12 protein-coding genes and 1 riboswitch are annotated in these 12,103 nt (G+C 64.1%); of the genes, 8 read left to right on the top strand and 4 right to left on the bottom strand.

Features of this window, described 5'->3' with window-relative positions; all coding sequences use genetic code 11:
- The first annotated feature begins 29 nt into the window (after window positions 1-29).
- The gene (locus AW272_RS00965) at window positions 30-419 is read left to right on the top strand and encodes a hypothetical protein (RefSeq protein ID WP_066360104.1); all 390 of its coding nucleotides are present in this window, start codon (window positions 30-32) and stop codon (window positions 417-419) included.
- Here the strand turns inward: AW272_RS00965 and AW272_RS00960 are convergent.
- A complete protein-coding gene (locus tag AW272_RS00960; protein WP_066360102.1) occupies window positions 401-1,069 on the bottom strand; it encodes a response regulator transcription factor in 669 nt (222 codons plus the stop codon). The two genes, AW272_RS00965 and AW272_RS00960, sit on opposite strands and share 19 nt — an antisense overlap.
- A 51-nt stretch (window positions 1,070-1,120) precedes the next feature.
- On the opposite strand from AW272_RS00960, the gene AW272_RS43040 reads away from it, so the two are divergent.
- The 3 genes from AW272_RS43040 (at window position 1,121) to yidC (ending at window position 2,313) form a co-directional block, all read left to right on the top strand.
- Window positions 1,121-1,285: a hypothetical protein gene (locus AW272_RS43040; protein WP_169807468.1), complete on the top strand. Its 165-nt coding sequence runs from the start codon at window positions 1,121-1,123 to the stop codon at window positions 1,283-1,285.
- Window positions 1,286-1,288: 3 nt separating this feature from the next.
- Window positions 1,289-1,522, top strand: coding sequence for a DUF6412 domain-containing protein (locus AW272_RS00955; protein WP_066360100.1), 234 nt, complete (start codon window positions 1,289-1,291; stop codon window positions 1,520-1,522).
- 122 nt (window positions 1,523-1,644) lie between these two features.
- Window positions 1,645-2,313 (top strand): membrane protein insertase YidC, encoded by a 669-nt coding sequence (gene yidC / locus AW272_RS00950; RefSeq protein WP_066360098.1) that lies wholly within the window; start codon window positions 1,645-1,647, stop codon window positions 2,311-2,313.
- Here yidC and AW272_RS00945 read toward each other — a convergent pair.
- Both AW272_RS00945 and AW272_RS00940 read right to left on the bottom strand, forming a co-directional pair.
- The gene (locus AW272_RS00945) at window positions 2,301-2,732 is read right to left on the bottom strand and encodes an ATP-binding protein (RefSeq protein WP_066361169.1); all 432 of its coding nucleotides are present in this window, start codon (window positions 2,730-2,732) and stop codon (window positions 2,301-2,303) included. The two genes, yidC and AW272_RS00945, sit on opposite strands and share 13 nt — an antisense overlap.
- Window positions 2,733-2,890: 158 nt before the next feature.
- Entirely contained in the window at window positions 2,891-4,783 is a 1,893-nt protein-coding gene (locus tag AW272_RS00940) for a PAS domain S-box protein (protein WP_066360096.1), read from the bottom strand.
- An 88-nt stretch (window positions 4,784-4,871) separates the two neighbouring features.
- Between AW272_RS00940 and AW272_RS00935 the strand changes: the two genes are divergently transcribed.
- The 3 genes from AW272_RS00935 (at window position 4,872) to AW272_RS45505 (ending at window position 6,979) form a co-directional block, all read left to right on the top strand.
- The gene (locus tag AW272_RS00935) at window positions 4,872-5,441 is read left to right on the top strand and encodes a methylated-DNA--[protein]-cysteine S-methyltransferase (protein ID WP_066360095.1); all 570 of its coding nucleotides are present in this window, start codon (window positions 4,872-4,874) and stop codon (window positions 5,439-5,441) included.
- Window positions 5,442-5,537: 96 nt separating this feature from the next.
- Window positions 5,538-6,305: a bestrophin-like domain gene (locus AW272_RS00930; RefSeq protein WP_066361168.1), complete on the top strand. Its 768-nt coding sequence runs from the start codon at window positions 5,538-5,540 to the stop codon at window positions 6,303-6,305.
- Complete coding sequence (locus AW272_RS45505; protein WP_169807467.1) at window positions 6,305-6,979, top strand: hypothetical protein; 675 nt, start codon at window positions 6,305-6,307, stop codon at window positions 6,977-6,979. The genes AW272_RS00930 and AW272_RS45505 overlap by 1 nt, the downstream gene beginning before the upstream one ends.
- Here the strand turns inward: AW272_RS45505 and AW272_RS00920 are convergent.
- The gene (locus AW272_RS00920) at window positions 6,944-8,308 is read right to left on the bottom strand and encodes a purine-cytosine permease family protein (protein ID WP_066360093.1); all 1,365 of its coding nucleotides are present in this window, start codon (window positions 8,306-8,308) and stop codon (window positions 6,944-6,946) included. The genes AW272_RS45505 and AW272_RS00920 overlap by 36 nt on opposite strands.
- Window positions 8,300-8,411, bottom strand: a riboswitch (TPP riboswitch). Its footprint overlaps the gene before it by 9 nt.
- A 766-nt stretch (window positions 8,412-9,177) precedes the next feature.
- On the opposite strand from AW272_RS00920, the gene AW272_RS41635 reads away from it, so the two are divergent.
- Complete coding sequence (locus AW272_RS41635; RefSeq protein WP_157518101.1) at window positions 9,178-10,077, top strand: hypothetical protein; 900 nt, start codon at window positions 9,178-9,180, stop codon at window positions 10,075-10,077.
- Window positions 10,078-12,103: the final 2,026 nt, after the last annotated feature.

Genomic DNA, 12,103 nt, shown 5'->3' with positions numbered 1-12,103 from the left:
CCGCCGGAGCCGGAGGAGGAGCGGCGCTCATGAACACGGAACTCCCTGAAGATCCACAGAGACGTCGGCTTCGTGAGCGGCTGGAAGTCATCCAGATCCGCGCCGACAAGGCGAGTTCGTGGCGTGATGCGGTCAGACCGCTGAGGCGGCTGCTCAACCGTGAGGGCTTCGTACCGATCAAGACCCGGCTGGCCTCGACCGACCTCGACTTCCTCGAATCGTCCCGCGATGACCTGCTGGCCTTCTCCGAACTGTCGCTGCGCCTGATCGACCTGCACCAGCCGCGCGACGCGGGCGGCATCACGAGCGACACGGCCCACCCGATCCTGCGCTGCCGCAGTTGTATGTGGCGCTGGCCATGCCCGACGTTCCGGGCGATCACCGAGGCGTTCTCGATCGGTCACGAGACCGGTTCGTAGCGGTAGCCGACGCCCCACACCGTGATGATGCGGCTGGGATCGGTCGGGTCGTGCTCGATCTTCTCCCGCAGCCGGCGCACATGGACGGTCACCGTCGAGGAGTCGCCGAAGGCCCAGCCCCAGACCCGGTCGAGCAGGTCGGTGCGGCTGAACGCCTGGCGCGGGTTGCGCAGCAGATAGACGAGCAGATCGAACTCGCGGGCGGTCAGGGTGACCTCCGCGTCGCCGAGGAGCACGTGGCGGGCCCCGACGTCCACCACGAGGTCGGCGTCGTGCAGCACACCCGTTCCGGCCGGCACGATCGATCCTCGGGCTCTGCGGAGCACCGCCGCGACGCGCAGGGCCAGCTCACGGGGGCTGAAGGGCTTGGTGACGTAGTCGTCGGCGTCGGCGTCCGGGTCGAGGTCGACCAGGTCGATGGCCTCGCCGAGGATGATCACGGGGACCGGCCAGCGGGCGCGCAGCTTGCGGCCGACGGCGAGCCGGTTCATGTCGAGGATGAGCAGGTCGGGCGGGTCGATGCTGTTCAGGACGTCGTCACCGGCACACTGCACTTCATGGCCGTCGCGTTCGAGATAGCGGGCGATGACCTCGGCCACGGCCGGATCGTTGTCGACGACGAGGACACGGGCGGCGGGACTTACGGTCACACCCCAAAGACTAGGTCGCACGGAGATCGGCGAACGCGTAGTTTGTCAGCCATGACCCGTACTGTTTTTGCGGTCGTGGGGATCTTCCTCGCCATCTGGCTGGTGGTTGGATTCGTCATCCCCGCGCTCTTCGCGACGCTGAAGTTCCTCCTGGTGATCGCGCTGATCGCGGCGGTCGTCGTCGGAGCGATCACCCTCGTGGCCAAGAAGAAGTAGCGCATGTTCGTCCAGGCCCTGCTCGGTGCGCTCGCCATGCCCGGTGGCATCGCGCTGCTCGCCGTGCTGGGCCTGCTGCTCCTGACGTGGGCGCTGCGCCTGCTGGCCGCCGCGCCGCGCGTCGGTCCCGCGCCGCTGGGCGCCGGGGTCGAGGCGGTTTCTGTACGGCTCCGCCACCCCAATTCACCAGGCCGCACCCGGTCAAGAGCTCCAACAGGAAACCCGGCGCCCCGCTGATCGCCATTGATCGGCACGGGCGCCTTCGTCATGCCCAAAGCGAGACGCGGACGGCCGAAGGCCGGCCGTGGCTCGCGCTGTGAATCTGCCTCAGAAGCAGAGTGACGAAAGGTTCCTGAATCATGTTCGACTTCGTACTCGGACCGGCCTACCACGCCACGGCGGCGCTGGCCGGTCTCGTCGGCGCCGCGCCGGCGATCGTGCTGCTGACCCTGCTGGTCCGCCTCGCCCTGCTCCCCCTGGCGCTCCGGCAGGCGAAACTCCAGCGCCTCCGCGCGAAACTGGCTCCCGATGTGGCGAAACTCAAGAAGCGCCACGCCAAGGACCCGGAACGGCTGGTCCGGGAGACACAGGCCCTCTACGCCGGCGCGGGCACCTCGATGTTCGCCGGCGTCGGGACGGGCCTGGCCCAGATCCCGTTCGTGTTCGTGCTGTACAACCTGTTCACCCACCCGGTGATCGCCGGGCAGCAGAACGTGCTGATGACCCACAGCGCGCTGTCGGTGCCGCTGAGTGACCATCTCGGAGCGGTGATCGCCCACTCGGGTTTGTTCGGTGCGCCCACTCTGGTGTTCGTCGGCCTGATCGTGCTCATCGCATTGGTGGCCTGGCAGTCGTCGCGACTGGTGATCGGGACGCCTGAAATGCCGGGTAGTGGGCTGTTGAAACTGCTTCCGTACGGAACCGTGCTCGCCGCCGCGTTCCTGCCCTTCGCGACGGGCGTCTACCTGCTGATCAGCACCGCGTGGACGACGACCGAGCGGCGACTACTCACCGCTCAGACGACCTGACTTATCGCGCTAATTTCGGACTCACCGGACTGCCCATTTCGGGCAGGATGAGGGCAGTGGACGATGGCCCAAACGGTCGTCGTCTCGCCCTCGTGGCGAACCCCCCAGCGCTCTGCCAGAAACTCGACGATGCCGAGCCCCCGGCCCCCCAGAGACGAGAGAGTAGGCCGTCCGGCCCGCGGCTCGGTGGTCGCGCCACCGTCGCTCACGGCTACTTCTATATGTCCGTCACCGCAGGCCCATGTGACTCTGAGCTGCCCAGACGCAAGGGGGTGTGCGTGACGTAGGGCGTTGCTCAACAATTCGCTCATCACCAGGACCGTGTCGTCGACCGCCGCATCGAAAACTCCGGACGCGAGCAGGTCGGCGCTGAGGCGCTGACGCGCCACAGCAACGCTCGCCAGAGCGTACGGCAGCATGATGACGCTCGACGCACTCACCTCCCCGTTCTCCCGAACCCCCTGAAGATGGTCACCCCAGTACGACCGAAATGCCCCGTTAGCTGACTCTGGAAACCGAGACCTGATTACAGCTTGTGCACATTGGACAATAGGTCAGCTTCGGTGTTACCCCGGCCTTACCGCCCCGGTGTGTCGGGTGCGGTGACAAACCCCTCTCTGCGGAGCACGAACTGCATACGTGTACCACCCTCGGGTCGGGGCAGTGCGGCCACCTCCCCGCCTTGGGCCCGCGCGAGGCTCCGGACGATGTAGAGACCGAGCCCCACCCCGCCGAATCGGCGGCGATCACCGCTCTCACCTTGGACGAACCGTTCGAAGACGCGTTCCCGGTCGGCCGGAGGGATGCCGATGCCCTCGTCGTCGACCGTGAGGACCACTTGGGTCTCCTCTGACCAGGCGGAGACCTGGATGAGGCCGCCGTCGGGCGAATATTTGAACGCGTTCTCCAGTAACTGGTCGAGCAGTATGTCGGTGGCGAGCGCGTCGCCGCGTACAAGAGGAAGGTCTTCGGGGACCCGCACCTCGACGCGGTGGCGGTCGGACAGGACGGGGAGCCCCAGAGTCGCGGCCCGCACGCGTTCGGCCAGGTCGAAGGCCTCGTCACGGACCGAAGGCTCGGCCGCGCCGGCGCGGGCGCCCAGCAGCAGGTGGTCGATCAGCCGCCCGAGCGACTTGGCGCGTTCGGCGATGGTGTGGACGTGGGCCCGCCGGTCGCTGTCGGAGAGTTTGTCCCACCGGTCGGCCAGCGTGCTGGCGAAGCCGGTCACGACGGTGATCGGGGTGCGCAGTTCGTGGCTGGTGGTGGCCAGGAACAGGTCCTTGGCCTCTTCGAGCTCCTTGGCGCTGGTGATGTCGCGGAAGTCGGCGACGATCTCGCCGGTCTCCGGGATCGTCGCGCAGAGCACGTCGAGCCAGCGGCCCGATTCGAGCTGGAAGGTCAGTTTCTCGCCGGGTTTGGGCAGGTTGAAGGGAGGTGGACGGCCGATCACGTCCTCGTAGGCGAACCCGGTCAGCTCAGCCGCCTTGGGGTTCCATCGGGTGACCGTGCCGCTCTCGCTGAGCACCGCGATGCCGTCGGCGCTGGCGTCGAAGACCGCGCGCTCGTGGGCACGCTGCCGGACCGCGTCCTGGTAGGCCACCGCGTTGCCGACCGCGATCCCGGCGTGCCCGGCGAGCAGTTCGAGCAGCTCGAGCTCAAGGTGGCCGGGCTTGCGCCGGGCGAACAGCGCGTAGAGGGCGCCGTAGGGCCGGCCGCCGACAGCCGCGATGCCGACCGCGATGGTGTGGAGGCCGTCGAGTTGAGCCCAGATGAGATCCTGCAAACCCTCGGGGCCGGTCTCGAGGATGACCGGTTTTCCGGTGCGCAGCAGCTTGCCCACCAGGCTGCTGCCCAGGTCGGCGGTGGCGCCCTTCATGCCGCCGGGTAGCCGGTGGGAGCTGACCAGCCGGAGCTTCTCCCCCTCGATCAGCACGAACCCGCCCGCGTCCGCCCCGGTCAGCTCGGTGAGCGAGGCCGCGATCCGGTCGAGCACCACGTTCTGGTCGAGTTCGGCGTTGATGTCGCCGACGACGTCGGTGAGACGGCGGACCAACTGGGCCCGGCGGACCGACCGCGCCCGCGCGGCCTCGTTGTCGTCGCGCAGGTGGTAGACCCCGACATACCCGAGCAACGCGCCCGAGGGTGTGCGCAGCCCGCTGATGTCGGCCTGCACCTCGATCAACGCGCCGTCACGCCGGAACCTGCGGGTTCTCAGCTGGACGTTGCCGCCCGTGCGCACCCGTTCGAGCACCGCGTTGTGCTCGGCCATCAGCTCATCGGGCACGAAGGGCGGCCGGCGGCCGACGATCTCGTCGGCGGGCCAGCCGAACAGCCGTTCCGCGGCCGGATTCCACGTGACCACCGTCAGATCGCGATCGAGTGCGACGATGGCATCGGCCGCGCTGGCGACTACCGCCCGCGCGATCCCTTCGTCCTCGTCGTCACGTTTGTCCCAGTGGTCACATTCCACGGATCCATCGTGCCGCTTTTCCGATCGTGATCATGGCCTTTTCCAATGCTCCGATACGCTGCCCTCGAACCCGGGGAAGGGAAGTGCCATGGACGCGTCGGCCGCATCGGGCGACCTGGAGGCACTACTCCGGGTCACCTCACCCACGTACGTCGGGGAATCCGCCCCCACCATCGCCTTCGGCACCCACGACACGATGGCCGGACGGCTCGTGCTGGCCGTCACCTCGCGGGGTGTGATTGCCACCACATTCGACGACGAACACGAGGTGTACGCGCGGGTCCACCGGGAGGTCGGGTCGTTCATCGGCCACGACTCCAAGCGCCTCGATCCGCTGAAGCGGGAGATCGACGCCTACTTCGACGGGCGGCTGCGCACCTTCACCCTCGCGTTCGACCTCCGGCTGGCGACGGCGTTCGCCCGGAGCGTGCTGCAGATGATCACCTCGACGCCCTACGGCACGACCACCACCTACGCCGCGGTCGCCGCCCGCATCGGCCGGCCCCAGGCGCTGCGCGCGGTCGCCAACGCGATCACCGAGAACCCCGTCTGCCTGCTGGTTCCGTGTCACCGGGTCGTCGGCGGATCGGGGACGCCGGGGGCCTACGCCGGTGGAAAAGCCGCCAAAGAGATGTTGCTGAACCTAGAAATGGCTTAGCGCAACGGGTCTGTCCCCACACAGTAAACCTGCGATCACTCAATGTGATAGTAATCTCACGCCGAGCAATCACCAGGTCACTAGTGGGGAGTGGTCATGCTGGGATTCATCGTCGCCGTGGGGTCGGCGGTCGCAGTGGTGGCACTGTCGGCGTTCCTTTTCAGAAAGTTCGGCGCCGGGAGTGAAGACTCCGACCCCGGCGGCCCGACGGTCGGCCACGCCGGAGCGATGTTGTCGGCGCTGTTCCTGCTGGTCTTCGCCATCGCGATCGTGGTCCCGTGGACGACCGCCGACGCCGCCCGGCAGAACACCTACACCGAAAGCCAGTCGGCCGTCGAGGCCTACTGGGCCGCCAACGAGCTGCCCGCGCCCGCCGCCGCGCAGGTCCAGGCCGGCCTGCGCGACTACGTCGGTTTCGTGGTCGACCGGGAATGGCCGCTGATGGCCGACGGCCAGCTCAGCGCCGAGGGCACCACGCGCCTGAACACGCTGCGCATCCAGGCGTCCGGCCTGGTCGTCGACGGAGACGACCAGGAAGACGCCAAGGCGGCCGTGGTCGACCAGATCTCCCAGCTCAGCTCGTCGCGGCGGCAGCGCGCCGCCGACGCGGGGGCCACGCCGCCGACGATCCTGCTGGCGCTGACCGTGGTGACCGGCCTGATCGTGCTGGTCTTCCCGTTCCTGGCCGGGGCCCGTCCGAGGGGCATGGCGCTGCTGCCGATGCTCGCGATGGCGGGGCTGCTGGGGGTCGGCATCTACATGGTCTTCGACATCATCCATGTGTTCGACGGCGGGCTCGCAGTGATGCCCGACGCGTTCACCAGCGCACTGGCCGAATTCGGCCGAATCTCAGGGTTGAGCTGATGACAAGCCGAATAACCGCCGCGACACTCGGCTTCCTGATGCTGGCCACCCTGTCGGTGGCCTCGGCCCCGGCCGCGACGGCCGACGACATCCTCGGGGTCGACGTCGGCATCGGGCCGGGCGTGGGAGTGTGCGTCCAGGTCGGGGTGATCCTCGACGTGGAGCTGGGGGTCGGCATCCTCCAGCAGCCGCCGTGCGACCCGCCACCACCGCCACCTCCTCCGCCCCCGCCGCCACCGGCGCCGGTCGAGGAGCCACCGGCGCCGACTCCGTCGGAGACGCCGTGCCCGCCGCCCCTGCCCGAGGAGCCGGAGGTGCAGCCACCGCCGCCACCCCCGCCGCCTCAGGTCGAGGAACCGCCACCACCGCCACCGCCTCCTCCGCCGCCCCCACCCCCGCCACCGCCTCCTCCGGTGCAGGAGCCGAAGCCGCGGGTGGAGCAACCGGCCAGGGTCATTCCGGTACGACTGCCGAAACCGGCCCCGACCACGAAGAAGCCGTCGCCGCGTCCCAAGCCGACCCCGTCGGCGACGCCGGAACGGCGTGAACCGAGGGTCGCGGCCGTGGCCAACCCGAAGAAGCGGGACAACCCGCTGAAGTCGGTGCTGTTCATGGTCGTCCTGTCGACCGTGATCGCGTCAGCTGCCGCGGTGGCTTTCACCCGCATCAGATAGTCGCGGCCGAGCGCCGCGTGAGGCTCCGATCGCCAGCGTGACCAGCGCGGCGACCAGGAACGAGCCGAGCGCGGCGCTCATCCACGGCGCGGGGGTGAACCCGACGGCATCCCGCGCCGACACCCAGATGTCGCGCCACCAGGGCACGTCGGGCAGCGCGCCGAGCATCCACCAGGCGGCGAACCCGAGCACCCACGGAACCGTCATCAGCCACCGCGACGGCGCGGTCACCGAGGTGTCCCACCTGCGCGAACCGCCCAGCAGGAAGTAGTCGACCACCAGCACGGCGAACATCGGCACGAACACCGCCCCGATGATCCCCAGGAACGCCGAGTAGGTGTCCGCGCTGACGAAGATCGCCAGCAGCGTGACCAGCGTCCCGATGACGACCGAGAGAATGCGCCGGTCGACCCTCGGCACCAGGTTCTGCAGCGACATGGTCACCGAATAGACGTTCACGAACGACTGGTCGGTCTCCCGCAGCACCAGGATCCCGAAGAAGACCGCCCCGAGCGACGCGGTGACGAACGGGTCCCAGACCTGGTTGGTGTCGTTCCCGACCAGCGCCAGCGCCGCTATCCCCAGCGCCAGGCAGGAGACCTGGGCGATCGTGTAACCGCCGACCACCCCGCCGAACGCCGCCCTGCTCGACTTCGAGAACCGCGAGAAGTCGGCCGCCAGCGGCACCCACGAGACGCTCAGCGCGATGACGTAGTCGACCGCCGGCGTGAACGCCTCCCACGACCCGGCGCCCAGTGAGGGCCCGCGCGAGATCAGCTCGTACGCGAAATAGATCATCGCCAGGACGACGCCGACGGTGACGTACCTGCGCAGAATCCTTACCGCGCCCAGCGGTTTGATGGTGAGCGCCGTGGTGATCACGCCCGCTATGACGACCCAGACCGCGTAGGGCACGGTGACCCCGAACTGCCCGGCGATGGCCTGCGCGCCCTGGGCGATGACCCAGAGTTCGAAGGCGCCCCAGCCGAGCATCTGGATGATGTTCAGCACACTCGGGAGATAGGAGAGTTTCGCCCCGAAAAGCCCTCTGAGCAGCATCATCGCCGGGGCGCCCGTCTGGGTGCCCGGAATGGCGGCCAGCCCGACCATGGCCGTACCGATGAGACTGCCCACCACGGCGGCCGTCAGCGCTGCGACGAAGCTCAGCGGACGGTCCCCGAGGGGGTTGACGAGTGCGATCGCTCCTGAGAACCCGAGCAGTGATACTCCGAGGTTGGCCCAGAGTGCGCCCTGGTCGAGGAGGCCGAGTGTTTTCGGCGGAGCCTCGTCAAGGGTGAGGGGGGCCTCGGAATCGATGACAACTGTCATCCCACACGCTCCCTACGCCGGCATTACCCGGACAGGTTCATGCGGTCGGCGACGCTGGTCGCCCTCTCAGCCCGGTTACGCCCGAGCTCCCGCGGTTCTTAGGTTGTACGCGAACCGGGATCATCCCAGGTCGCCCCCACATGATGCATCATGAGCCCCCGTTCGGCCACCCTCAGGTGCCCCGATTCCGACGGGCAGCAACCGTCCGCCGGGTACGCAGAAGTACAGCCACATCCGAGGTGGTAGCTGTACTTTCGAGCTGTACGAAAGGCCTACGGTTGCACGCTGACCAGGCAACACACTCCGGACCGCCTGTGCTCCAACGCGACTTGACCCACGTAGGGCCCGGCCTACGTCCTTGCAGCCCACAGCCCAACTCCGCCGACGGATTTACACTCTCACGGCAAATTGTCGCTGGCCTGCAGCGATAAAGAGTCGGCCACCTCCAAAGGAACACCGCGGGAATTGCACCATCCGCGAGCCTGGCCCGAGGCGCCGGCAGCTCGTCAACAGCTTGGGAAGCCTTTCAAGATCATGGGTCCTACCTGTGGAAACAGTGAACAGGTCGAGTGTAGATCCAAATCCACTGAGTCCGCGTGATTCTCCGCTGGTAGCTGACCATACGGGCATGCATCGGGCACACGACTTGGGTGGACTTGAAAGATCATTGTCCGTTTGAGCTGCAGGACTGTTGAGCGTGCGTGTCGCCGTGGATCCCCCTAACCATCGGCCAGGCGGGCGCCTATCTCGTCGCGTTGTCAACTTGGAGCACTCGGGAGTGGGACGCGTTTCCTGTATGGGCTACTTGTCACGTTGTCGGTGAGTATGCTCCAGGGGCAGGATTACTCTCTACCCTACCGGAGAACCACTTGAGCTTTAGCGACATAGTGGGAATTGTCGGATTGATAATATCATTGATCGGAATTCCCTTAACATTTATATTGGCAAGGCGCGGGCGCCAGAAGCCCGAGATTGCCTTCGGGATTGATTTCGATGTTTTGATACGACCACATAATGGTCTGCTGGATAGTGGATTAAAGCTAAGCTTTCACGACGAGGATCTTATTCATCTTAGTCTTTCCCGAATAGCTATATGGAACCGTAGGGGCGACACGGTAAGGGGGGCGGACGTTGTTGACACGGATCCATTAAGGGTTCAGTTTGCCGATTCAGATAAAATCTTACAGGTGCGCTTAATTGCTTGTAGTCGAAAATCCCTGGGCATTGCACTTGTGCGTACTTCGTCCAATCCTTCCGGGGTGGTCATTGACTTTGATTTTATGGATGCGGGAGATGGTGCGATCGTTGAAATTCTTCATGAAGGCAAAAGGGCTCCGACAGTCACCGGCACTGTACGTGGTACAACTCTAAAAAATTATAGATCTCTTAAATTGAATGCCGCGGTTTTCGAAATTATCGAGGCTGGCTCCGGAATTAAAGGGTTCATCAAGGCGAGAGGGGGGTGGAGGCCGCTACTGCCAATGCTGTTACTTATAGCTACAATTATTTCCTTCTCTGTTAAAGATATCATAGATGGCATAAATGGCGGCAAGTTGGTAGATGTTAAGGGATACCGTCTAGACACAGTGGAGGGTCAGGCAAAATTTGCGAATGAAGTTAACGAGTTGGGAGTCCAGGAGCCGTGGACTTTTGTTAGCTACGCATCTTTAGTCGGTATCGTAATCGTCCTTCTTTTGTTTATGAACTATGTTGGGGGTCGTCGTGTGATTCCACGGACCATCCTCAAAGACCGAAGCGTTGAGGAGTAGACGGCATTCTCCTCTTGTAATCACTCCTGCCTGTGCCTCATCCCGTCTGCCCGTCGACCCACCGCGGAGCGGCAGCGGGCCGGTGACGGAGGTGTAAGCCCGGCTTGACGGGTCCCTGAGCCAGGCATCTTCCGCGGTCATCGGACGCCAACGGCCACAGCCGGGGCTTGTGGCGGAGGGCTCCTGATCCCGTGTCGGCTCATTACGCCAGCTGTGGGATCTGGTTGGGCCTTCAACTGAGAAGAATCCCCGTCCGTTGACAGAGGTGACAGCGTTGACACTGTCGTTCATTTCTCAAGCTCACAGCTGCTGCATAGTTGTGGTGACAGACATTGACAGCGAACCAATCAATCGGACTCTGTCAACGAGCGTCATCGCGTGTCAACGCTGAACAGAACGTCCCACCACGCTCAATGAGCAGGTTGAACACATCACCGTGTCATCGCTGTCACCTCTGTCAACGGGCTAGAGGACCAGAACAGCCTCGCTCTATGCCGGGACAGGCCTTTCAATCGCCAGTGTCGTCAGACACGTCACCGATGATCTGGTTCAGCAACCCAAATGGCGCCTGCGGTGGCAGCGCCGCCGCCCAGAATTGCCCCGGGGGCCGCCCTGGTGCCTGCGGACCGATGGTTTCTCAATCAAGTTATGGCACTTCGATGCAATCGGTAGAAGCCAAGGCAGCGACTGAACTGCTTATAAACCGGATCTCATCCGCCATGCCACCCGACTAATCAGCCATAAAACGCCTGATCCAGTCCTGCACTCGACGACCATTGCAACAGCGAGTATGGTCCGACTAACGTACTTCATGGGCTGTAGAGGACAGGTTTTCAAAGAAATCGCCCTGCGTCAGGTCCGAGCCGGACACTAACATTCTGACTAGCCAAGTGCAGCAAGTATTAAGCCAGAGGTTTGCACCAAGCTTCTCCTGGGACCAAGGTGAATATCAGAGTTAACGTCGAGGGGGAAAACAGATGGATACTAATGGATGGGCCCTGCTTGGGAATGGGCTCACTCTCGACCAGGTGCGTCAAGCCGCGAAATCATCCGAGATATCCGCTACAACTGGCTGTTGGCGAAACACTTATCGATCATGGATTCTCCTTACAAGATGAATGGTCCTATCCGGACAAGTACACAGGCTAGACCAGAGGCATCGACGTTCTCGCATCCATGCCACTCAAAGAGCTTCCCGCGAAAGAGAGTCGGATCCGCCCGCACTTGACGTCCATAGTTGAGCGCAAGAAATCGGAAATGCCCTACGTCTTCTTTCGCGCCAGAAACCCGCCAGGCCTTGACTTTCCCCTCATTTCTGGACTCCGGGCGGATAGAATACACATCAAAACGGATGACGATAGATCCACATGGAGCTATCCGGTTCTGTACACGCTTGAGATGGATAGCGACAGTCATATCAGCGATGCGGTATTTTCAAGCGTATTCAGCAAATGCGTGAGACGAGGGACGGAAGTTGAGCTCTCTGGGAGCGAGGCTTACACGAGTACGGTATTCCCGCTCGCTAGTGCAGTACAAAACTTCAAGGAAGTTTGCACCCCTCCAGACACATGGCACTGGCTCGATGTCCACCTCACAGTTTGTCTTGTTGTTCTGGATGCTCCCATGATTGCCCTCGCACCGGCAGCTGGAGCCGAGGATGCTGTACCAATACCTTGGGTTCGCGTCTTACGAAATGAACCCGCCGAAAAAGACTCAACCCTTCGCGAGGATCAGCCAATTGTGGGCGATCGAGTTCGTGCACAAAGACTTCTTAGGGAGCTACATCCGCGACCATGCACTTCCTTACGCTCACACATTCGCGGAGAAATCATGTCGCCATGACCGCGTACTGGCCGATATGCGGGCGTTCGCTAAGGGCTGTGGGAAGAATAGTCACTCTGGAATTGAGGAAAGGCTCAGGCCTGCAAAGAGATAGGATCACCTGAACGGTATTCAGTCCTTCGGCTGCACCACCAAAACGGCCGAGGAACCATCGTGTCGCTTCGCACGATAAGGCGGCACGTGA

Origin of the sequence: Herbidospora mongoliensis (assembly GCF_001570545.1) — a bacterium.
Classification (GTDB): Bacteria; Actinomycetota; Actinomycetes; order Streptosporangiales; family Streptosporangiaceae; genus Herbidospora; species Herbidospora mongoliensis.
This window is presented reverse-complemented; position numbering and strand designations above follow the sequence as displayed.